At 60.9% G+C, this 22,838-nt stretch carries 20 protein-coding genes and 1 pseudogene; 14 read left to right on the top strand and 7 right to left on the bottom strand.

Features of this window, described 5'->3' with window-relative positions:
- Positions 1-10: 10 nt before the first annotated feature.
- The 4 genes and pseudogenes from cysN to PSH76_RS03875 form a co-directional block, all read right to left on the bottom strand.
- On the bottom strand, positions 11-1,909 hold the full coding sequence (gene cysN / locus PSH76_RS03890) for a sulfate adenylyltransferase subunit CysN (protein WP_003188392.1): 1,899 nt from the start codon (positions 1,907-1,909) through the stop codon (positions 11-13).
- A gap of 9 nt (positions 1,910-1,918) precedes the next feature.
- Positions 1,919-2,836 (bottom strand): sulfate adenylyltransferase subunit CysD, encoded by a 918-nt coding sequence (gene cysD / locus PSH76_RS03885; RefSeq protein ID WP_179029646.1) that lies wholly within the window; start codon positions 2,834-2,836, stop codon positions 1,919-1,921.
- 650 nt (positions 2,837-3,486) lie between these two features.
- Positions 3,487-5,037: pseudogene (locus PSH76_RS03880) on the bottom strand (IS3 family transposase).
- Positions 5,038-5,200: 163 nt separating this feature from the next.
- The gene (locus PSH76_RS03875) at positions 5,201-5,959 is read right to left on the bottom strand and encodes a Nif3-like dinuclear metal center hexameric protein (protein WP_032893642.1); all 759 of its coding nucleotides are present in this window, start codon (positions 5,957-5,959) and stop codon (positions 5,201-5,203) included.
- A gap of 101 nt (positions 5,960-6,060) precedes the next feature.
- Here PSH76_RS03875 and algW point away from each other — a divergent pair, with 101 nt between their 5' ends.
- Both algW and PSH76_RS03865 read left to right on the top strand, forming a co-directional pair.
- Positions 6,061-7,221 carry a Do family serine endopeptidase AlgW gene (gene algW / locus PSH76_RS03870; RefSeq protein ID WP_003188388.1) on the top strand — a complete coding sequence of 387 codons (1,161 nt, stop codon included), beginning with the start codon at positions 6,061-6,063 and terminating at the stop codon, positions 7,219-7,221.
- A gap of 112 nt (positions 7,222-7,333) precedes the next feature.
- Entirely contained in the window at positions 7,334-9,427 is a 2,094-nt protein-coding gene (locus PSH76_RS03865; protein WP_305493617.1) for a TonB-dependent siderophore receptor, read from the top strand.
- 609 nt (positions 9,428-10,036) lie between these two features.
- Here PSH76_RS03865 and hemH read toward each other — a convergent pair.
- Entirely contained in the window at positions 10,037-11,062 is a 1,026-nt protein-coding gene (gene hemH, locus PSH76_RS03860; protein WP_305493616.1) for a ferrochelatase, read from the bottom strand.
- A gap of 14 nt (positions 11,063-11,076) precedes the next feature.
- The gene (locus PSH76_RS03855) at positions 11,077-11,976 is read right to left on the bottom strand and encodes a TIGR01777 family oxidoreductase (protein WP_032893645.1); all 900 of its coding nucleotides are present in this window, start codon (positions 11,974-11,976) and stop codon (positions 11,077-11,079) included.
- Positions 11,977-12,188: 212 nt separating this feature from the next.
- Between PSH76_RS03855 and PSH76_RS03850 the strand changes: the two genes are divergently transcribed.
- The 12 genes from PSH76_RS03850 (at position 12,189) to PSH76_RS03795 (ending at position 22,178) form a co-directional block, all read left to right on the top strand.
- Positions 12,189-13,175: an NAD(P)/FAD-dependent oxidoreductase gene (locus tag PSH76_RS03850; protein WP_014716849.1), complete on the top strand. Its 987-nt coding sequence runs from the start codon at positions 12,189-12,191 to the stop codon at positions 13,173-13,175.
- Positions 13,172-13,387 carry a TIGR02450 family Trp-rich protein gene (locus PSH76_RS03845; protein ID WP_044271430.1) on the top strand — a complete coding sequence of 72 codons (216 nt, stop codon included), beginning with the start codon at positions 13,172-13,174 and terminating at the stop codon, positions 13,385-13,387. The genes PSH76_RS03850 and PSH76_RS03845 overlap by 4 nt, the downstream gene beginning before the upstream one ends.
- A gap of 112 nt (positions 13,388-13,499) precedes the next feature.
- Positions 13,500-14,459, top strand: coding sequence for a DUF523 and DUF1722 domain-containing protein (locus PSH76_RS03840; protein ID WP_032893647.1), 960 nt, complete (start codon positions 13,500-13,502; stop codon positions 14,457-14,459).
- 3 nt (positions 14,460-14,462) lie between these two features.
- On the top strand, positions 14,463-15,392 hold the full coding sequence (locus tag PSH76_RS03835) for a MerR family transcriptional regulator (protein WP_032893648.1): 930 nt from the start codon (positions 14,463-14,465) through the stop codon (positions 15,390-15,392).
- On the top strand, positions 15,393-16,835 hold the full coding sequence (gene phrB, locus PSH76_RS03830; protein WP_305493615.1) for a deoxyribodipyrimidine photo-lyase: 1,443 nt from the start codon (positions 15,393-15,395) through the stop codon (positions 16,833-16,835). It begins immediately after the preceding gene.
- Positions 16,828-17,250, top strand: coding sequence for a nuclear transport factor 2 family protein (locus PSH76_RS03825; protein ID WP_032893650.1), 423 nt, complete (start codon positions 16,828-16,830; stop codon positions 17,248-17,250). The genes phrB and PSH76_RS03825 overlap by 8 nt, the downstream gene beginning before the upstream one ends.
- Positions 17,247-18,029: an SDR family oxidoreductase gene (locus PSH76_RS03820; RefSeq protein ID WP_032893651.1), complete on the top strand. Its 783-nt coding sequence runs from the start codon at positions 17,247-17,249 to the stop codon at positions 18,027-18,029. The genes PSH76_RS03825 and PSH76_RS03820 overlap by 4 nt, the downstream gene beginning before the upstream one ends.
- A complete protein-coding gene (locus PSH76_RS03815) occupies positions 18,026-19,273 on the top strand; it encodes an NAD(P)/FAD-dependent oxidoreductase (protein WP_305493614.1) in 1,248 nt (415 codons plus the stop codon). Before PSH76_RS03820 ends, PSH76_RS03815 begins: the two co-directional genes overlap by 4 nt.
- The gene (locus tag PSH76_RS03810) at positions 19,270-20,079 is read left to right on the top strand and encodes a DUF1365 domain-containing protein (RefSeq protein ID WP_305493613.1); all 810 of its coding nucleotides are present in this window, start codon (positions 19,270-19,272) and stop codon (positions 20,077-20,079) included. The genes PSH76_RS03815 and PSH76_RS03810 overlap by 4 nt, the downstream gene beginning before the upstream one ends.
- On the top strand, positions 20,066-21,337 hold the full coding sequence (locus tag PSH76_RS03805) for a cyclopropane-fatty-acyl-phospholipid synthase family protein (RefSeq protein WP_305493612.1): 1,272 nt from the start codon (positions 20,066-20,068) through the stop codon (positions 21,335-21,337). Before PSH76_RS03810 ends, PSH76_RS03805 begins: the two co-directional genes overlap by 14 nt.
- Entirely contained in the window at positions 21,330-21,821 is a 492-nt protein-coding gene (locus tag PSH76_RS03800) for a DUF2878 domain-containing protein (protein WP_305493611.1), read from the top strand. The genes PSH76_RS03805 and PSH76_RS03800 overlap by 8 nt, the downstream gene beginning before the upstream one ends.
- 54 nt (positions 21,822-21,875) lie before the next feature.
- Positions 21,876-22,178, top strand: coding sequence for a YkgJ family cysteine cluster protein (locus PSH76_RS03795; RefSeq protein ID WP_003188364.1), 303 nt, complete (start codon positions 21,876-21,878; stop codon positions 22,176-22,178).
- Between the two features lie 108 nt (positions 22,179-22,286).
- Here PSH76_RS03795 and PSH76_RS03790 read toward each other — a convergent pair whose 3' ends face one another.
- Positions 22,287-22,805 (bottom strand): acyloxyacyl hydrolase, encoded by a 519-nt coding sequence (locus PSH76_RS03790; RefSeq protein ID WP_014716838.1) that lies wholly within the window; start codon positions 22,803-22,805, stop codon positions 22,287-22,289.
- Between the last annotated feature and the right edge of the window lie 33 nt (positions 22,806-22,838).

The raw sequence follows: 22,838 nt of genomic DNA, 5'->3' as shown, positions 1-22,838 counted from the left end.
GCCGCGAAGTTTAGATCGCGCCGCGCTGACGCAACAGCTCCAGCACTTGCTTGACGCTGTCTTCCAACGACAATGCCTGAGTGTCGATCACCAGATCAGCATTCAACGGCACGTCATACGGGAAAGATTCGCCAGGAATGTTATCCCCACCGGCCGCGTACAAACCTTGCGGGTCACGCTCGGCGCACACCAACGGCGATGCCTGTACGTAGACGGTCAGCAAGCGGTCGGCACCGATCAGCGCCTTGGCCTGTTCACGGCCTTCGGCATCCGGGGCAACGAAGGCCGCCAGGGTCAGCAGGCCGGCTTCGTTGAACTGGCGCGCCACATGAGCGGCACGACGCCAGTTCTCGGTACGCCCGGCACGGTCCTGCGGCAACCCTTTGTTCAGGTCGTGGCGCAGGTTCTGGCCGTCCAGTACGAACACCGCACGGCCCATGTCGAACAGCTTGCGCTCGACCGCATAGGCCAGGGTGCTCTTGCCAGCGCCCGACAAACCGCTGAACAACACCGTGGCCGGCTGCTGGCCGAAACGCAGGGCGCGCTCTTCGGTGGCCACATGCGCCAGGCTGCCGTGCTGCGCTGCGCCGCCATGACCCACCGGCGGTGCGATGATCATACCCGCGGCCACTGTACCGTTGGTCAAGCGATCGATCACGATAAACGCGCCGGTGGTGCGGTTGCTGTCGTAACCGTCCAGGGCGATGGCGGCGTCCAGGCTGACCTTGACCCGGCCAATCTCGTTGAGCTGCAGCGAACTCGCCGGGCCTTCGGCCAGGGTGTTCACATCCACGCGGTGCACGATGCTGGTGATGGAACCCGGCACGTAGCTGGTGGCGCGTTTGATGTCGTATTTCTTGCCCGGCAGCATCGGTTCTTCAGCCATCCACACCAGCATGGCGTCGAAGGCATCGGTCACTTGCGGCACGTTGTCGGCATGCACCAACAGATCGCCACGGGAGATGTCGATCTCGTCTTCCATGGTCAAGGTCACGGCCTGGCCTGGGCCTGCGTGTTCCAGCTCGCCTTCAAAGGTGACGATGGATTTGACGCGGCTGCTCTTGCCCGACGGCAACACCACCACTTCGTCGCCCTTGTGCACGATGCCGCTCGCCAAGGTGCCGGCAAACCCACGGAAGTTCAGGTTCGGGCGGTTGACGTATTGCACCGGGAAACGCAGGTCGGTGTAGTTGCGGTCGTTGGCGATCTCGACAGTCTCCAAGATCTCCATCAGCGACTGGCCGGTGTACCAGGGCGAACGCTCGCTCTTGTTCACCACGTTGTCGCCCTTGAGCGCCGACATCGGCACGAAGGCCAGGGTGCTCGGCTTGAACGCGATACCTTCGGCGAACTTCAGGTAATCGGCCTTGATCGACTCGAATACGCTTTGGTCAAAGCCGTTGATGTCCATCTTGTTGATGGCCACCACGATGTGTTTGATGCCCAGCAACGAGGCGATGTAGCTGTGGCGACGGGTCTGGGTCTGCACGCCGTAGCGGGCGTCGATCAGGATGATCGCCAGGTCACAGGTGGACGCACCGGTGGCCATGTTGCGGGTGTACTGCTCATGGCCGGGGGTGTCGGCGATGATGAATTTGCGCTTGGCGGTGGAGAAATAGCGGTAGGCGACATCGATGGTGATGCCCTGCTCACGCTCGGCCTGCAGGCCATCGACCAGCAACGCCAGGTCGATATCGTCACCGGTGGTGCCGGACTTTTTCGAGTCGCGGGTAATGGCTTCCAGGTGATCCTCGTAGATCATCTTGGAGTCGTGCAGCAGGCGCCCGATCAGGGTGCTCTTGCCGTCGTCGACGTTGCCGCAGGTCAGGAAGCGCAACATCTCTTTGCGCTCGTGCTGGCCCAGGTAGGCGAGGATGTCCTCGCTGATCAAATCAGATTGATGCGACATGACAGCCCCTTAGAAATAGCCTTGACGTTTTTTATCTTCCATCGAGCCGGCACCATCGTGGTCGATGACACGGCCCTGGCGCTCGGAAGTTCGCGTCAGGAGCATTTCCTGAATGATGTCCGTCAGCGTCTCGGCTTCGGACTCCACCGCACCCGTCAACGGGTAGCAGCCAAGGGTGCGGAAACGTACTTTCTTTTTGACGATGCGGGCTTTGTCTTCGTCGGACAGGTGCTCAAGGATGCGGTCGTCGTCGATCATGATCAACGTGCCGTTCTTCTCGATCACCTCACGCTCGGCGGCGAAATACAGCGGCACGATCGGGATGCCTTCCAGGTAGATGTACTGCCAGATGTCCAGCTCGGTCCAGTTGGACAGCGGGAACACACGGATCGACTCGCCCTTGTTGACGTTGCCGTTGTAGACGTTCCACAGCTCGGGGCGTTGGTTTTTTGGGTCCCAGCGGTGTTTGCTGTCGCGGAACGAGTACACGCGCTCTTTGGCACGGGATTTCTCTTCATCGCGACGGGCACCGCCGAATGCTGCGTCGAAACCATGCTTGTCCAGCGCTTGCTTGAGGCCCTCGGTCTTCATGATATCGGTGTGCTTGGCGCTGCCGTGGGTGAACGGGTTGATGTTCTGCGCCACGCCATCGGGGTTGATGTGGGTGATGAGGTCCAGGCCCAGCTCCTCGACCATCTTGTCGCGGAACGTGTACATTTCCTGGAATTTCCAGCGGGTGTCGACGTGCATCACCGGGAACGGCAGCTTGCCTGGGAAGAAGGCCTTGCGTGCCAGGTGCAGCATCACGGCGGAGTCTTTACCGATCGAGTAGAGCATCACCGGGTTATCGAACTCGGCGGCGACCTCGCGGATGATGTGGATGCTTTCCGCCTCCAGCTGTTTCAGATGCGTCAGTTTGTCGACCATGGTTACTCACGGAAAAACGATCTTATGGACGGCCAGCGGGCCGTGTTCGAGCGAGGCATGCTAGCACAGCAACTTCTTCTATTTAGGGCGCCAGCTAGACCGAAACGATATATGAATATGCCGGCCGGTTTGGGCTTCAATCTGGGCAGTGTGGGAGCTGGCTTGCCTGCGAAAGCCATACTGTGGCGAGGGAGCTTGCTCCCGTGACGGACTGATAACCGACGCTGATCTAGCTGACGCACCGCGATCCAAATGTGCGGGCTTGCTCGCGAAGGCGGCCTAACAGTCAACACAGTTGGACCGGGTACATATCCGTTATTTAGGTAACGGCCACCTAGGGTTCCGCCCTGACGGCGGGTCACTTTTGGAAAAGAGCCCCAAAAGTAACCAAAAGGGCTCTTGCCCCACCACTCGGCACCTCGCTTAGGCTCGGTGTGCCCGAACACAGGCTTGAATCCGTGGGCCGCCGCCACGCGCCATCCATGGCGCGGGGCGGCTAACCCGGCGTCCTGCCGGGTTACCCACGAATTCAAGCCTGCGTTCGGCCAGCGTGGTTTAACGGGGCGCCTGAGATCAAGATCAAAAGCAGATCAAGATCAAGAGCGGCTCGCTCGGCGTTTTTCAAGGTAGTTGTCGCGTCCACCGTCGCGCTACGCGATTTTTATTACCACGGTCAGCTCCCTTTCGGGGTTCAGATACACCGTCCCGATAGGGTTCCAGTTGCGTGTCTCTCCTGACCATCGTTCCGGTCTTTTCTCTCTGGCCTGCCGGTATATCGCATCTCGACGAGCCAAGATTTCTCGGTCTTTTCCTTCATGACGTTGAGCCGGTGTTACGAAGCGGATCCGGCTATGACGGTGCACGGTGTTGTACCAGGTCATAAAATTCCTCACCCAGATACGCGCATCATCCAGGCTGGTAAACCCTGCCTGTGGCCACTGCGGGCAGTATTTCAGTGTCCTGAACAGTGATTCCGAGTACGGGTTGTCGTTGCTAACCCGTGGTCGACCGCGAGACGGCGTGATGCCCAGGTCATACATCTTGGTCAGTAACGTCACCGATTTCATTGGTGCACCATTGTCCGAGTGAAGCACCAGCGGCTGGCGCCAACACTTCTCCTGAGTCACGCTTCGTTGCAGCAACGCTGCCGCCTTTTCCCCGCTCTGCTTCATAAACTTCCCAGCCCACGGCTTTTCGGCTGTAGATGTCTTCGATCAGATAGAGATAGTAAAATTTCCCGCGAACCGGGGACGGCAGGTAGGTGATGTCCCATGACCACACCTGATTAGCTGAAGTCGCTGCGTAAGTGGTCGGTGCCTCATGGCGATGCGGTCGCTTGGCTCTGGATCGGTGATGCTGCTGACCTGCCGCATGCAGCACACGATAAAAAGTCGCCTCCGAGGCTACATATCTTCCTTCATCGGCCAATTGCGGCACGATCTGGCTTGGCGGGAGGTGCGCGTAAGCTTTGCTGTTGCACAGCGTCACGATGCCTTGTCGCTCAAGCTCACTGAGCGCGTTGTTCGGTATCGGCCTGAGCGTCGTCGTGCGTCCATCTGCCAAGAGTTCTTGCGGCAAGCTCCAGCGTTGCAGCGTCCTCAGTGAAATGCCTACCTCCTGACAAGCAGGCGCCCTGCGGGCGCCCGCCAGAATGGCTTCATTAAGCCAATCAACGAGTAAATACCGTTCTGGCAACAAGGTCAGGTGGCCTCGTCGTCGCTCCCCCAGTAGGCATTGAGCTTTTTTCGTAGTACCAGTAAAGCCGCTGTTTCAGCCAGGGCTGCATCTTTGCGGCGCAACTCACGTTCAAGTTCACGGATACGATTTTTATCATCTCGTGACTGTCCGGAGCTTGCAGTTTTCGCGGTTGACTGTTTCGTGCTGCCGGCAATAAAAGCGTTGCGCCAATCGGTTATTTGCTCGGGAAAAATACCTTTTCGTCGGCAGTACTCACCGATTTCCAGTTCCGATAGCGAACCTGTTTCTATGATGATCGCCAGCTTGGATTCGGCTGACCAATTTTCGGCCGGTTGCTTGGCATCGGACAATTGCGTTCCTCTGGCGGCAGCTTGTTTGCGCCAATAATGGAGAGACATATCGCTACAACCTTCGCGCCGAGCGACCTCCGCCGCCGAGAGGCTCAGGGGCGGAAGCATCATTTTCAGCAGCGCAGCTTTACGTTCTTCTGAATAGAAAGGCATGACCATACTCTTGCCGCCCCCGGAATGCTTTTCAAAAAGCGGGGGACACGACAACTACCCTGACACCGGGGGCGCTTCGCATCGTGGTTACCGTTGATCGAGTTGTGTGGAGACCTACGATTCTCGCAGGCAAGCCACACCCCACCGTGTTCAGCGCTGTGCTTTAGATCGGGTTGGGGCAGTCGATGAACAGGTGCTCCAGGGCAAAGCGGCGCGCCAGGTAGTCGCCTAACGCCTGCACGCCATAACGTTCGGTGGCGTGATGGCCGGCGGCGATGAAGCTGATGTTGTTTTCCCGGGCGCTGTGGAAGGTCTGTTCGGACGCTTCACCGCTCAGGTACAAATCGACACCGGCGGCAATCGCCTGGTCGATGTAGCCCTGGCCGCCACCGGTACACCAGCCGACGCGGCGAATCATTTCGCTGCCTTCGATCAGCAGCGGTTCGCGGCCCATCACGTCCTGCACGCGGCGGGCGAAGTCGCGGGGTGACAGGGGCTCGGCCAGGGAGCCTACCAGGCCGACGACTTTGGGGTTGCCAGGGTCCAGCGGGCCTTCGACGGTGATGTCCAGGTGGCGAGCCAGTTGCACGTTGTTGCCGACATCGGCGTGCAGGTCCAGGGGCAAGTGGTAGGCCAGCAGGCTGATGTCATGCTTGAGCAGGGTTTTGAGGCGGCGTTGCTTCATGCCGGTGATGCAGGGGTTTTCGCCCTTCCAGAAGTAACCGTGGTGCACCAGCACCAGGTCGGCCTTGGCTTCGACGGCGGCGTCCAGCAGGGCTTGGCTGGCGGTCACGCCACTGACGATGCGCATCACTTGGGGCCGGCCCTCGACCTGCAGGCCATTGGGGCAGTAATCGGCAATTTTGGCGCTGCCGAGGTAGCGGTCGGCTTCCTCGACGAGGGTAGTAAGGGGCACGGCCATAAAAGACTCCTAAATATCCCGTTCGCAGGCGTCACAGCCTCGTATAATGCGCGACATTATGGGCGCTCTCCCGCCCCCTGCAACCTGTCAGGACTTACTTGATGCTCAAGGCACTGCGTTTTTTTGGATGGCCATTGTTGGCTGGCGTGCTGATCGCGATGCTGATTATCCAGCGTTATCCCCAGTGGGTGGGCCTGCCCACACTGGATGTGAACCTGCAACAGGCGCCGCAGACCAACACGGTGGTGCAGGGTCCGGTGACCTATGCCGACGCCGTGGTCATTGCCGCGCCGGCGGTGGTCAACCTGTACACCACCAAGGTCATCAACAAACCTGCGCATCCGTTGTTTGAAGACCCGCAATTTCGCCGCTATTTCGGTGACAACGGCCCCAAGCAGCGCCGTATGGAATCCAGCCTCGGCTCCGGTGTGATCATGAGCCCTGAAGGCTACATCCTCACCAATAACCACGTGACCACTGGCGCTGACCAGATCGTGGTGGCCCTGCGTGACGGCCGCGAAACACTGGCCCGCGTGGTGGGTAGCGACCCGGAAACGGATCTGGCGGTACTCAAGATTGATCTGAAGAACCTGCCGGCCATCACCCTCGGCCGCTCCGACGGTTTGCGCGTGGGCGATGTGGCGCTGGCCATCGGCAACCCGTTCGGGGTGGGCCAGACGGTGACCATGGGCATCATCAGCGCCACCGGGCGCAACCAGCTGGGCCTTAACAGCTACGAAGATTTCATCCAGACCGACGCGGCGATCAACCCTGGCAACTCCGGCGGTGCGCTGGTGGACGCCAATGGCAACCTGACCGGCATCAACACCGCGATTTTTTCCAAGTCCGGCGGTTCACAGGGCATTGGTTTTGCGATCCCGGTGAAGCTGGCGATGGAAGTGATGAAGTCGATCATCGAACACGGCCAGGTGATTCGTGGCTGGCTGGGCATTGAAGTACAGCCTTTGACCAAGGAACTGGCAGAGTCATTTGGCCTGACCGGACGTCCAGGCATCGTGGTAGCGGGGATTTTCCGCGACGGCCCGGCGCAGAAAGCCGGCCTGCAGCTGGGCGATGTGATCCTCAGCATCGACGGCGCGCCAGCGGGTGATGGGCGCAAGTCGATGAACCAGGTGGCGCGGATCAAGCCAACCGACAAGGTGGCGATCCTGGTGATGCGCAACGGCAAGGAGATCAAACTGTCGGCAGAAATCGGCCTGCGCCCACCACCGGCGACCGCGCCGGTGAAAGAAGAGCAATAACCGTCGCGACCCAAGCGCCCGTTCGCGGGCGCTTGTAAGGCCATATTTCTTAGCGATTCATTCTCATTAGTCATGTTATATTGTTTCAATATCGCTATTGGAACGCTCTATCATGTCGTCTCGAAAGTTTGTGCCCTTGGCCGGCCTGGCCCTGGGTTTGCTGCTCGACCCTGCCTACGCCGAAGAAAACACCCTGGAACTGGACACCATCAGCGTCACCTCCGACGCCTATGAATCCGCCACCGGCCCAGTCGACGGCTACCGTGCCACCCGCTCTGCCAGTGCGACCAAGACCGACACGGCGTTGCGCGACATCCCACAATCGATCAGCGTGATTCCGGCCACGGTGCTCAAGGACTTGGGCAATACCAGCGTGGAGCGCGCCCTGGAATTCGCCGGCGGTGTGTCCAAGCAAAACAACTTCGGCGGCCTGACCCTCTACGAATACAGCGTGCGCGGCTTCACCACGTCCGAGTTCTACCAGGATGGTTTCAGCGCCAACCGTGGTTACCCCAGCACCCCGGACGCAGCGAATATCGAGCGCATCGAAGTGCTCAAGGGCCCCGCCGCCAGCCTCTATGGGCGTGGCGATCCCGGCGGCACGGTGAATATCGTCACCAAGAAACCCCAGCCCGAGGCCTTCACCACGCTGCAGACCAGCGCCGGCAGTTGGGACCGCTACCGCACCGCGCTGGATGTGAATACGCCGCTGGACAGCGAGGGGCGCGTGCTGACGCGAGTGAACCTGGCCGTTGAAGACAACCACAGCTTTCGCGATCACGTCGACGCCAAGCGCGTGTTCGTCGCGCCCTCCTTCAGTTGGCAGTTGGACCCGGACACCACCCTGCTGGTGGAAAGCGAGTTCGTGCGCCACAGTTCCACCTTCGACCGAGGCATCGTCGCCAATACCGGCATGTCCCATTCCACCTTCCTCGGCGAGCCCAACGACGGCAATATCCGCAACCACAACAACCGCATCCAGGCGGAATTGGAACACCACCTCAACGACGCCTGGAAACTGCGCCTGGCCAGCCATTACAAGCAAGGCAGCCTGTGGGGCGATGCGTCGGAAAGCCGTGCGCTGAACCCAGACGGCCACAGCGTCAACCGCCGCTACCGTGAACGCTCCACCGGTTGGCACGACAGCATCACCCAGCTGGAACTGCGCGGGGTGTTCGATATCGGCAGTTGGCAACACGAACTGTTGATTGGTACCGAATACGAGGATTACCGCAAGAAAGAGCGCGTGACGGCGATCGCTGGCGACTACCCCATCGACATCTACAAGCCGGTGTACGGCCAGCCCAAACCCAACGGCACACGCTCCGGCACCGACTTCTTCGAACAGACCAAAAGCCACGCATTGAACCTGCAGGACCAGATCATCTTCACCGACCGCCTGCGCGGCATGATCGGTGCGCGCTTCGAGCATTTCGAACAAAGCACCGACGACTTCACCCGCAACCACGCCAAGAGCCGCCAAACCCACGACGCCTTCACCCAGCGCGCCGGCCTGCTCTACCAGCTCACGCCAGAAGTCGGCGTATTTGCCAACGCCTCCACCTCGTTCAAGCCCAATAGCGGCCTGGATGCTGGCGGCAAGTCCTTCAAGCCCGAAGAAGGCGTGGGTTACGAGGTGGGAATCAAAAGCGAGCTGTTTGACGACCGCCTCAGCGCCACGCTTGCGGCCTTTCATATCGAAAAGGAAAACGTGCTGACCCTCGACCCGGCGACCAACCTCAACCGCGCCATGGGCAAGGCCCGTAGCCAGGGGTTCGACCTGCAAGTAACCGGGCAAATGACCGATGCCGTACGCGTGATCGGCGCCTTGGCCTACATCGACGCCGAAGTGACCAAGGGCGACAAAACCATTCCTACGGGCAGCCGCATCCTCGGCGTGGCAAAGCGCAGCGGCAGTGTGTTGGGCGTGTATGAATTCCAGGACGGCGCACTGCGTGGCTCAGACCTGGGCGCAGCGTTCACCTATGTGGGTGACCGCTCAGGCGAAGCCGGCACAGGCTTCGAACTGCCCGCCTACCACACCGTGGATTTGCTGGCCCATTACAAGGCCACGCAGAACGTGACGGTGGGGCTGAACCTCAACAACCTGTTCAATGAAAAGTATTACGAGCGGTCTTATAGCAACTATTGGGTCAACCCCGGCGAGCCGCGCAACTTCACGGTTAGCCTGACCCTTAATCTGTAAATACAGTCAAATGGTGGGAGCTGGCTTGCCTGCGATGACCATAGATATCGACACAACGCTGTCGCAATCAACGGTAACCACGATGCGAAGCGAGCCGCTCTTGATCTTGATCTGCTTTTGATCTCAGGCGCCCCGTCAAACCACGCTGGCCGAACGCAGGCTTGAATTCGTGGGTAACCCGGCAGGACGCCGGGTTAGCCGCCCCGCGCCATGGATGGCGCGTGGCGGCGGCCCACGGATTCAAGCCTGCGTTCGGGCACACCGAGCCTAGGCGAGGTGCCGAGTGGTGGGGCGAGGACCTTTTGGTTACTTTTGGGTCCTTCCAAAAGTGACCCGCTGTCAGAGCGGAACCCTAAGCAGCCGTTACCGCAGCAATGGATATGTACACAATCCAAATGTGTTGACTGCCAGGCCGCCTTCGCGAGCAAGCCCGCTCCCACAGTAGGATCGTTGGGGTGTCAGGTAGCTGGGCGTCGGCTGTCAGGCCGCCATCGCAGGCAAGCCAGCTCCCACGGTTGGATCGTTGGGGTGCCAGGTAGATGGGCGTCGGCTGGCAGGCCGCCATCGCAGGCAAGCCAGCTCCCACAATTGGGTCACCCCAGGCCTCGTTTACAAGGCAACCGGCGCCCGTTCGCACAGGGTATTAAGCGCCGCCACCCACTGCGGCTCATCATTCAGGCAAGGCACCAACACCAACTCCTCGCCCCCCGCTTCACGAAATTGCTCACGACCGCGATCACCAATTTCCTCCAACGTCTCAATGCAATCGGCGACAAACGCCGGGCACATCACCAACAGCTTCTTCACGCCTTGCTGGGCCAACGCCTCAAGGCGCGCCTCGGTGTAGGGTTCGATCCACTTGGCCCGCCCCAGGCGAGACTGGAACGCCACCGACCATTTACCCTCCGGCAAACCCAACCGCGCGGCCACGTCCCGCGCCACGCTGAAACACTGCGCGCGATAACAAGTGGCAAGCACCTCGGGGGATGCATTCTTACAGCAATCGGCGTCCTTGAAGCAGTGCTGGCCCGTGGGGTCGAGCTTGGTCAGGTGACGCTCAGGCAAACCATGGAAACTGAGCAGCAAGTGATCGTAATCCTGCTCCACATAAGCGCGCACACTCGCCGCCAGCGCATCCAGGTACTCAGGCTGATCGTAGAACGGTTGCAGGATCGAAAACTGCACATTCAGTCGTTTGTCGCGCACCACTCGCTTGGCTTCCTCTATCACCGTGGTCACGGTGCTGTCGGCAAACTGCGGGTACAACGGCGCCAATGTGATTTTTTGAATACCCTGGGCGGCCAGGCGTGTCAGGGCCGTTTCCAGGGACGGCTCGCCGTAACGCATCGCCAGTTCCACCGGGCCCTGGGTCCACTGCGCGGTCATTTGCTGTTGCAGGCGGCGGCTTAAAACCACCAGCGGCGAACCCTCGTCCCACCAGATCGATGCATAGGCATGGGCCGATTGCTCGGGGCGCTTGATCAGGATCAGCGACACCAGCAAGCGCCGCACCGGCCACGGCAGGTCGATCACATAAGGGTCCATCAGGAACTGATTGAGGTAGCTGCGCACATCGGCCACTGAAGTGGACTTTGGCGAACCCAGGTTGACCAGTAACAACGCGTGATCGGTCATGCAACATCCTATCTTTAGAGGCGGCTGGACAAGTCGTCCAGAGCCGCACGCAACTCAGTGAACTGGAAAGTGAAACCTGCGGCCTGCAGCCGTTCAGGCAAAGCCTTTTGCCCGCCCAGCAACAAGCCGGACAACTCACCCAGGCCAACCTTCAACGCAAATGCCGGCATCGGCATGAACGCCGGGCGGTGCAGCACCTGGCCCAGGGTCTTGGCAAATTCGCGGTTGCGCACCGGGTGTGGCGCGCAGGCATTATAAGGACCGTTGGCGTCTTGCTTGTGCAGAAGAAAATCAATCAGGGCGATTTGATCCTTGATATGCACCCAGGGCATCCACTGCCGCCCATTGCCAATCGGCCCGCCCAGCGCCAGTTTGAACGGCAGCAGCAGGCGCGACAAAAAGCCGCCCTCGGCAGACAGCACCAACCCCGTACGCACCAGCACCACACGAATGCCCAAGGCTTCGGCACGCTGGGCGGTTTCCTCCCAGGCGATACACAACTGGCTGGGGAAATCATCCTGCACCGGGCCGCTGGCTTCGGTCAGTTCGCGCTCGCCGCCGTCGCCGTACCAGCCCACCGCAGAACCGGAGATCAGCACCGCCGGTTTTTGCTCCAGGCTTTCCATCCAGGCCAGCAAGGTTTCGGTGAGGTGAATGCGACTGTTCCACAGCAACGCCTTGCGCTTGTGGGTCCAAGGCCGGTCGGCGATAGGCGCGCCTGCCAGGTTGACTACCGCGTCCACCGCGCCAATCACCTCTTGCAAACGCGCCACCCCGAGCACCTGTGCACCACACAGCTGGGCGACCGTTTCCGGTTGCCGGCTCCATACGGTCAGGCGATGCCCTTGTGCGAGCCAGTGCTTGCAGAGTTGGCGACCGATCAAGCCGGTACCGCCGGTCAGCAAAATATGCATGGGACTCTCCTCATGTAACGTTCGCCGCCGCTCACTGGTCTATTTTATAAGCAGGGATCAATTTGATATTTGAGCGTGACGGGGGTTTAAGCCTTAGCTTAACCATAGGTCACGCCACACAATCAGGCACGCCAAAACTTATACCAAAAAACAATATTGTACAGCTATTGGTGTCGGCGTAGTCTGTACCCAACGGTAAAACGAGGCCTCCCATGACTGTCCCCATCGCGATCATTGGTACCGGCATCGCCGGTCTCTCCGCCGCCCGAGCGTTACAAGACGCCGGGCACGCAGTACAACTTTTCGATAAAAGCCGCGGCAGCGGTGGCCGCATGTCCAGCAAGCGCAGCGACGCCGGCGCGCTGGACATGGGCGCGCAATACTTCACCGCCCGCGACCGGCGCTTCGTCAACGAAGTGCAGCGCTGGCAGAGCAACGGCTGGGCTGAGCAATGGAAGCCGCAGTTGTATAACTTCAAGTCCGGGCAACTGACGCCCTCCCCCGATGAGCAGATCCGCTGGGTGGGCACGCCGCGCATGAGCGCCATCACCCGCGCACTGCTCGACGACTTGCCAGTGGAGTTCGGTTGCCGCATCACCGAAGTCTTCCAGGGCACGCAGCACTGGAACCTGCTCGACGCGGACGGCGGCAATCACGGCCCTTTCAGTCACGTGATCATTGCCACGCCGGCTCCGCAAGCCACCGCCCTGCTGGCCGCTGCGCCCAAGCTGGCGAGCGCCGCCGCCGGGGTGAAAATGGACCCGACCTGGGCCATCGCCCTGGCATTCGACAAGCCCCTGGATACGCCGATGGAGGGCTGCTTCGTGCAAGACAGCCCCCTCGACTGGCTGGCGCGCAACCGCAGTAAACCCGGGCGCGACACCACCCTCGACACCTGGGTACTGCACGCCACCAGCGCCTGGAGCAAGGCCCACCTGGACCTGCCCAAGGAAGCAGTGATCGAACACCTGCACGGCGCCTTTGCCGAATTGCTGCACAGCGCCATGCCCGCGCCGTCATTCAGCCTGGCGCACCGTTGGCTCTACGCGCGCCCATCGAGCAGCCATGAGTTCGGTGTGCTGGCCGACGCCGACTTGGGCTTGTTCGTCTGCGGCGACTGGTGCCTCTCCGGTCGGGTGGAAGGTGCCTGGCTCAGTGGCCAGGAAGCAGCGCGACGCTTGATCGAGCACCTGCAATGAACCGCATCAACCCCGCCAAACTGCTGCTGTCAAAATGGACGGCAGCCCATCCGCGCCACAAGGAAAAACACTTCCTGGTCACCGAGTTGTTCCGTGACGACGAGGGCACGGTGCTGGACATCGAACTGCAAGCCGTCCTCACCCGGCGCGCCGAACGCCTGCCCTGGGAAACGTTGAAAAACGCTGAAGACTGGAAAATCGGCTGGAAATAACGCACCCGCACAAACCTGTACAAATTATTTGACTTGTACAACATCGAGCCTATGATGAGATTTAGTTGTACAAGCTTTGTGGCTTGTACAGGATTCTTGCAGAGGTTTGCTTATGTCCAGCCACGTGAAACCGAAGATCGCCATCAGCGCCTGCCTTCTGGGTGAGAACGTGCGCTTCAACGGCGGGCATAAACAGTCCCTGCTGTGCAGCCAGACCCTCAGTGACTATTTCGATTTTGTCCCACTGTGCCCTGAAGTTGCCATCGGCCTGGGCATTCCTCGGCAAGCGATCCGCCTGGTCGGTGACCCCGACCATCCGCAGGCCGTGGGCAGCGTAAACCCTGCGCTCAATGTCACGCAGCCACTGGACGATTACGGCCAGCAAATGGCCCGGGAACACACCGACCTGTGCGGCTACATCTTCATGCAGAAGTCACCGTCCTGCGGCCTGGAGCGGGTCAAGGTGTACCGCGACAACGGCACGCCCGTTGACGGTGGCGGGCGCGGCATTTACGCCCAGGCGTTTTGTGCTCGCCACCCCAACCTGCCGGTGGAAGAAGACGGTCGCCTGAACGACCCGGTGCTGCGGGAAAACTTCCTTACCCGCGTATTCGTGTACGCCAGTTGGCAGCAACTGCTGGCCGACGGCCTCACCCGTCACCGCTTGCTGACGTTTCACTCGCGCTACAAGTACCTGCTGATGGCCCACAGCCCGGCACATTACAAAAGCCTGGGCCACTTGCTCGGCAGCATGGGCAAGGGCATTGACCTGCAAGCGTTGGCCGACGGCTATTTCAGCGAACTGATGGCGGGCCTGAAAAAATGCGCGACGCGCGGCACCCATACCAATGTGCTGCAACACATCAGTGGCTACCTCAAGCAGGCCATCAGTGCCGATGACAAACAGGAAATGCAGACCGTTATCGGCCAATACCGCCACGGCATCGTGCCGCTGGTGGTGCCGCTGACCCTGCTCAAGCACCACTTTCGCCAACACCCGGACCGCTACATCGCGCAGCAGGCCTACCTGCAACCGCACCCGGAAAACCTCAGCCTGCGTAATGCGATCTAACCCATGAAACCTGCCCTGCTCGACGAACCCGGCGAAGACCTCGCCCTGGCCCTGGAAAACGGCTGGCTGCCGATCCGCGAAGTGGCGCGCCAGACCGGCGTGAACGCGGTGACGCTGCGTGCATGGGAGCGCCGCTATGGCCTCATCGTGCCCCAGCGCACACCCAAAGGGCATCGGTTGTTCAGCGCCGAACATGTGCAACGCATCCAGGCTATCCTCACCTGGCTCAATCGCGGCGTGCCGGTCAGCCAGGTCAAGGGGCTGATCGACTCCGCCCAAGGCAGTCCGGAGCCGATGGAAAACGAGTGGCAGAGCCTGCGCCAGCACTTGGTGAGTGCCATCAGTGAACTGGCCGAGCGCCGGGTCGATGACGCGTTCAACCAGGCCATGGCGCTGTACCCGCCGCGTACCCTGTGCGAGCAACTGATGCTGCCGCTGCTCAACGAGCTGGAACAACGCTGGCAGGGCCAGTTCGGCGCGCAGATGGAGCGGGTGTTTTTCCTGTCCTGGTTGCGCAGCAAGTTCGGCGCACGGATCTATCACAACAATCGTCAACTCCACGGCGCGCCGCTGTTGCTGGTCAATCACTCCGACCTGCCCCTGGAACCCCACCTGTGGCTAAGCGCCTGGCTGGCCAGCAGTGCCGATTGCCCGGTGGAAGTGTTCGATTGGCCGCTGCCGGTCGGCGAACTGGCCCTGGCGGTGGAACACCTGCAACCGCGTGCGGTGCTGCTGTATTCGAGCAAGGCCCTGCAGGTGCCGGCACTCAGCAAACTGTTGGGCGGCATTAGTTGCCCAACCGTGATTGCCGGACCAACGGTGTGCATCCACCACGCCGAGTTGGGCGTATTAACCCAGGACATCCCCGAGTTGTCCGTGGCCGAGGACCTGTTGTCGGCCCATCAATTATTGATCCAGCGTGGAATTGTCTAAATGCATTTGATCTGGCTGCGCACCGACTTGCGCCTGCACGACAACACTGCCCTGGCTGCCGCGAGCCAGCGCGGCCCCGTCGCGGCTGTTTACCTGATCACCCCCGCGCAATGGCTGGCCCACGATGACGCGCCGTGCAAAGTCGATTTCTGGCTGCGCAACCTGCAGCACCTGAGCCAGGCACTGGGCAGCCTCAACATCCCGCTGTTAATCCGCCACGCCGCGACCTGGGACCAGGCGCCGACGGTGCTGAGTCAACTGTGCCGCGAGCTGTCGGTGGAGTCGGTACACGTCAACGAGGAATACGGCATTCACGAGAGCCGCCGCGACAGCGCCGTGGCCCAGGCCCTGGAAGCGGACGGCGTGACCTTCCACAGCTACCTGGACCAACTGTTTTTCCAGCCGGGCAGCGTGCTGACCAAGACCGGCACCTACTTCCAGGTGTTCAGCCAGTTCCGCAAGGTCTGCTACAGCCGCCTGCACAGCGCCCTGCCCCGCGTGGTGCCGACGCCAAAGGCCCAGGCCGAGCTTGGCGTGAAGAGCGACCCTGTGCCGACGACAGTCGAAGGTTTCCAAACACCCAGCGAAACCTTGCGTGCACTCTGGCCCGCAGGCGAAGACGAAGCGCGCCGTCGCCTCGATGCCTTCGCCGATCAACAGATCAGCTATTACAAGGACGAACGCGACTTTCCGGCCAAGCCCGGCACCAGTCAGCTTTCTGCCTACCTGGCCGCCGGTGTGGTTTCGCCGCGCCAGTGCTTGCACGCCGCGCTGCAAACCAACCAGGGCGAGTTCGAAAGCGGCGACATCGGCGCCATCACCTGGATCAACGAGCTGCTGTGGCGCGAGTTCTATAAACACATTCTGGTGGGCTACCCGCGGGTTTCCCGCCACCGCGCGTTTCGCCCGGAAACCGAAGCGCTGGCCTGGCGCAAGGCGCCCGAGGACCTGGCCGCCTGGCAACAGGCGCGCACCGGCTTGCCGATCATCGACGCGGCCATGCGCCAACTGCTGGAAACCGGCTGGATGCACAACCGCCTGCGCATGGTGGTGGCGATGTTCCTGACCAAGAACCTGCTGATCGACTGGCGCGAAGGTGAGCGCTTTTTTATGCGCCACCTCATCGATGGCGACCTGGCAGCCAACAACGGCGGCTGGCAGTGGAGTTCGTCCACCGGCACCGACTCGGCGCCGTATTTCCGGATATTCAGCCCACTGAGCCAATCGGAAAAATTCGACGGCGACGGCGTGTTCATCAAACGCTGGCTCCCGGAGCTGGCCGCGCTGAATAAAAAACAAGTGCACAACCCCGAAGCGGCTGGCGGCCTGTTCGGCGTGGCGGATTACCCGCGTGCCATCGTCGATTTGAAACAGTCCCGCGAGCGCGCCTTGGCCGCTTTTCGCCGGCTGCCTTCGCGACAGGAGATGGCCGAACATGAGTGACTTCCTGCGCCAGTTCGCCCACACCTTCGCCACGCTGGACAAGCACAACCTGCACCTGCTTGGCAGCCTGTACAGCGAGGACATCGCCTTTGCCGATCCCCTGCATGAAGTCCAGGGCCTGCCCGCATTGCGGCGCTACTTTGCCGACTTGTACAGCAACGTCAGCCAGCTGCATTTTGACTTCCACGGCTTCGATACCGTGGCCGAAGGCGAAGGCTACCTGCGCTGGACCATGCGTTTTCGTCACCCACGCCTGGCCGGCGGCCAGGTGATCGAGGTGCCAGGCTGTTCCCATTTGATGTGGCACGACACGGTTTACCGCCATCGCGACTATTTCGATGCCGGCGCTCTGCTCTATGAACATGTCCCCCTACTGGGTCGCGTTATTCGTTGGCTGAAAAGGAGAATGGGATGAGCCTTACACCGCCCCGTCGTTACTGGCTGACCGGCGCCAGCAGTGGTATCGGTGCCGCGCTGGCCGTGGAGTTGCTCGACAGCGGCGCCCACGTGGCCCTCAGTTCCCGCACCCAAGGCCCACTGGATGCCCTCGCCCTTCGTTATCCAGGCCAGGTGCTGGTGGTGGCCGGCGACCTGACCAACAGCCAGACCGTGCGCGAGATCGGTGAGCGTATCAGCGAGGTCTGGGGTTCACTGGACACCGTGATCCTCAACGCCGGCACTTGTGAATACGTGGACGCCCGGCAATTTGACGCCTCGATCATCGAACACGTGGTGCGCACCAACCTGCTGGCCAGCAGTTATTGCATCGAGGCCGCGCTGCCGCTGTTGCGCGCCGGGCGTACCCCGCATCTGGTGGGCGTGGCCAGCGCCGTGACCTACCTGCCCATGCCCCGCGCCGAAGCCTACGGCGCATCCAAGGCCGGCCTGCGTTACTTGTTCGAATCCCTGCGTATCGGCCTGTCGCCGGAAAACATCGATGTCACCGTGATCAGCCCAGGCTTTGTCGACACGCCGCTGACCGAACGCAATGATTTCCCCATGCCCTTGAGCTGGCCGGCCGACAAAGCGGCGAAACACATCTTCGCCAAGCTGGAAAAACGCCCGCTGGAAATCGCCTTTCCGGCCATGTTCATTGCCACCTTGTGGCCGCTGTCGAAGCTGCCCAACCGCGCGCAATTGATCATCGGCAAACGCATGCTGCGCAGCCCGCCACCGAAGAAGGACGACCTGTGAAGATCGCCATTATCGGCAGCGGCATCGCCGGGCTGACCAGCGCCTACCTGCTCAGCCGTCGCCACGACATTACGCTGTTTGAAGCCAGTGACTGCATTGGCGGGCATACCCATACGGCCAACGTGACGGTCGACGGCAAAAGCTATGCGGTGGACACGGGCTTCATTGTGTTCAACGACTGGACCTACCCGAATTTCATCCGCTTGCTGGAGCAAATCGGGGTCAAGTTCAAACCCACCGAGATGAGCTTTTCGGTGTGCGACCAAAGCACCGGCTTTGAGTACAACGGCAACAACCTCAACAGCCTGTTTGCCCAGCGCCGCAATATTCTGTCGCCGGGGTTCTGGGGCATGTTGCGCGATATCCTGCGCTTCAATCGCCAGGCACCGCTGGACTTGCAAGAGCAGCGCATCAGCGCCGACATGACCCTGGGCGATTACCTCACCGCTGGCGGTTATGGCCCCAGGTTTATCCGGCATTACATCGTGCCGATGGGTGCGGCCATCTGGTCGATGTCCCTGGCCGATATGCTCAAGTTCCCCCTGCAATTTTTTGTGCGCTTCTTCAAGAACCACGGCTTGCTCTCGGTGAGCAACCGCCCGCAATGGTGCGTGATCGAAGGCGGCTCCAGCCGTTATATCGAGCCGCTGACCCGCAGCTTTCGCGAACAGATACGGCTCAACTGCCCTGTGCATAAGGTGCAACGCACCGACGAGGGTGTAGTTATCCACAGCCCGGCCGGCAGTGAAACCTTCGACCGCGTGGTGTTCGCCTGCCACAGCGATCAGGCCCTGGCCTTGCTTGATGACCCCAGCCAGGCCGAACAGCAGATCCTCGGTGCCCTGCCCTACGCCGACAACGACGTGGTACTGCATACCGACACGCGCCTGCTGCCTGACCGCAAACTGGCCTGGGCCAGTTGGAACTACCGGCTGACGGGCAGCGCGCAACAACAGGCCGCCGTCACCTATGACATGAACATCCTGCAAGGCATCGACAGCGCCACTACCTTTTGCGTCAGCCTCAACCAGACGCCGATGATCAACCCGCTGAAGATCCTGGCGCGCTACACCTACGCGCATCCGCAATACAGCCTGGCCGCAGTGGCGGCGCAGGCACGCTGGGAAGAATTGCACGGCGTGCGCAATACCTTTTACTGCGGGGCCTACTGGGCCAACGGCTTTCACGAAGATGGCGTGGTCAGTGCCCTGCGTGTGGCCCAGGCTTTTGGGGAAACCCTGTGAACAGCGCCCTGTACAGCGGCTGGATCGCCCATCGGCGGTTTATGCCCAGGGCCCACGCCTTTCGCTACCGCATCGGCCTGTTGTACCTGGACCTCAGCGAAGAGGATGAAGTACTGGGGCTCTCGCCGCTGGCCGGCACGGGGCGCCTGGCGCCCTTCGGTTTCCGCCAGCAGGATTACCTGCGTGAATTTACCCGCCACGGCATGAGCCTGAGCGATGCCGTGCGCCACGCAGTCGGCAAGGCCCTGGGGCAAACACCCCAGGGCGCTATCTGCCTGCTGACCCAGGCCCGCAGTTGGGGCCTGGCTTTTAACCCGGTGAGTTTCTTCTACTGCTTCGAGGCTGACGGGCAACTGGCCGCGATCCTGTGTGAAGTGACCAACACCCCATGGCGCGAGCGCTATCACTACGTGCTGCCCGTCCAGGCACTGGGCGCCGACGAGCACCAGCACTTCGCCGTGGCCAAGGCCTTCCATGTGTCGCCATTTTTGCCTCGCGACCTGGAATACCGCATGAGCTTCAGCCCGCCCGCCGCCCGGCTCGGCGTGCACATGGCCGATTGGCAGGGCACGCAAAAAGTCTTCGACGCCACCTTGAGCCTGGAAAAACAGGCACTGAGCCGCGCCAGCCTGCATCGCTATTTGTGGCGCTTTCCCTGGATGACCGCCAAGACCGGCCTTGCGATCTACTGGCAAGCCTTGCGCCTGCTGCTCAAACGCACACCGATTTTTTCCCATCAGGCCGCCGATGGCGCCTCTCGCACCGCAGTCGGGTATACCAAGGATCGCCACCATGAAATCCCCTAGCTTATCGGTCAAGGCTAACCGCCTGAACGTCAACGGCATGACCGCTGCGCTGTTGCGCAAAGGCGTGTTGCGCCAGCTCAGCCAATTGCGCCATGGCCAGTTGGTGCTCATCGAGGATGGCGAGCGGCAAGTCTTCGGCGCACGGGAAGCGCACCTGCTGGGCGAGATCCAGATTCTCGACGCGGCCGTTTGGGGCCTGGTGGCCGCCAATGGCTCGATCGGCGCTGGCGAAGCGTTTATCCATGGTTATTGGACCAGCCCCGACCTCACCGCCGTGGTGCGGGTGATGGTCAGCAATCTGGAGGTGCTCGACGCCATGGAGGGTGGCCTCGCTCGCTTGGCCCGGCCGTTCACCCAGGGCCTGCACTGGCTCAACCGCAACACGCGCAAAGGCTCGCAAAAAAATATCGCCGCCCATTACGACCTGGGCAACGACCTGTTCGAAGAATTTCTCGACCCCACCATGATGTACTCGGCGGCGCAGTTCCTCACGCCTGATGACACCCTTGAGCAAGCCCAACTGAACAAGTTGGCGCGCATCTGCCAGAAACTGGCGCTCAAGCCCAGCGACCATCTGCTGGAAATCGGCACCGGCTGGGGCAGCATGGCGTTGTATGCCGCGCAGCACTACGGTTGCCGGGTCACCACTACGACCTTGTCCAAGGAACAGTTCGCCTACACCGCGCAGCGTATTGAGGCGCTGGGCCTGCAAGACCAAGTGACGGTGCTGCTGAGCGATTATCGCGACCTCACCGGTGAGTACGACAAACTGGTGTCGATCGAAATGATTGAAGCGGTGGGCCATCGTTTCCTGCCCACCTATTTCAAACAATGTGCCCAGTTGCTCAAGCCCGACGGCTTGATGCTGCTGCAAGCCATCACCATTCGTGAACAGCGCTTTGAACAGGCCAAGCGTAGCGTCGACTTTATCCAGCGCTACATCTTCCCTGGCGGCGCGCTGCCCTGTGTACAAAACATGCTGCAGATCGTCAGCCGCGACACCGACATGAACCTGTTGCACATGGAAGACTTCGGCCTGCACTACGCCCGCACCTTGCGCCTGTGGCATGAAAATTTTCGCCGCGCCCATGGCCGTCTTGCGGAACTGGGTTATGACGAATACTTCCTGCGCCTGTGGGAGTTTTACCTGTGTTACTGCGAAGGCGGCTTTATGGAGCGCACCATCGGCACCGCGCAATTGCTGCTGGCCAAACCGGCGGCCATCAATCCACCGCTGCTCGGGCGTTTCAGTGCTTAAATCCTTGGCCAATGCCGTGCTGTTTCAGTGCGGCTGGTTTGCCTGCGTGCTCGGCGGCGACAGCCGTTGGCTGCTGATCGGCATCGCGGCGCTGGGCGCGCACCTGCTGTGGATAAGTTCCTGGGCCAGGGAGGGGCGAGTGATTCTGGCCGTAACGGCGCTGGGCACACTGGTCGATACGGCATTGCGTGGGCTCGGCGTGTTTGAGTTCAATACACCGGGGCCACTGATTCCGCTGTGGCTGATACTGTTATGGGCCTTGTTGTCCACCACCTTGCGGCATTGCCTGGCCTGGAGCGCACAGCCCTGGTGGCTGGCCAGCCTGCTGGGCGCAGTGGGCGGGCCGTTGTCTTATTACGCCGGCAGCCAATTGGCAGGCGTGAGTTTTACCTACGGCACGGCAACGACGCTGATCGGCCTGGCGCTGTTATGGGCCATGCTCTTTCCGCTGTTGCACAGGATTGCGCAGAGGCTGGAGCATTGACGCCCGTCCGAGCATTCATACACGTCTAGCGCACTTGCCTTACACTGCGCGCCTATGACCAACATCCCTCACATTCAAATCACCGAACCCGTCACCTGCTCGACGTGCGCGGCCTGTTGCTGCCAGCTGGAAGTCATGCTGATCACCGACACCGGCGTGCCGCAACGCTTTATCGATACCGACGATTGGGGAGGTGAGGTAATGCTGCGCCTGGACGACGGCTGGTGCGCAGCGTTGGACCGCGACACGATGATGTGCACGATCTATGAGTTGCGGCCGTTGATTTGCCGGGAGTTCGAGATGGGGGCGCCGGAATGCCTTGAAGAGCGTGAAGGCATTACCACGGCCTACCGCTGATGTTGTAGGAGCGAGCTTGCTCGCGAAAAACCTGAGAGCGCCGCGTTAAACCCGATTCGCTGCGTTATCGTTGAGGTTCTTCGCGAGCAAGCTCGCTCCTACAGTGCATTACAACGGCATGGTGTAGTGCAGCGAGTAGCTCTCTACCCCATCGTTATTGCTGCTGATGCCGGCGTTGGAATAGTGCGTGGCACGGATGCCCACTTCATGCCCGCCGTTGAACCGCAGGCCGAAACCCAGGCGGTCTTCGAACTGGAAGGACTGGCCAATGTTGTTGTCTTCCAGCCGAGTGCGGGAGAACAACGCCACGCCGATACCGGCTTCGATGTAGGGCTTGACCGACTCGCCGGCAAACTCATACACAAATACCGGCGAGAACGACAGGCTGCTGGCGCCTGCACGGTCATCCCCTTCCCAATAGGTATAGGCGCCGCTCCAGTAGCCGGTCAGTCGGCCGACATTGCTCTGCATCCAGCTTTTGTCCCAATCGGAGGTCAGGCCCAGGCGGTAGGTCAGCGTCGAATCGCTGGTGCTCCCCAAGCCGAACTCCAGGCCAGCGGCCTGGGCTGAAACAGAGTGTCCCAACATAGCGGCCGCAATCGCAGCCAAACAGAACAAGCGCTTCATGTGAAACATCCTTTGCAAACGGAATAATTGGGT

It is taken from the genome of Pseudomonas sp. FP215, from assembly GCF_030687795.1.
Taxonomy (GTDB): domain Bacteria; phylum Pseudomonadota; class Gammaproteobacteria; order Pseudomonadales; family Pseudomonadaceae; genus Aquipseudomonas; species Aquipseudomonas salmasensis.
This window is presented reverse-complemented; position numbering and strand designations above follow the sequence as displayed.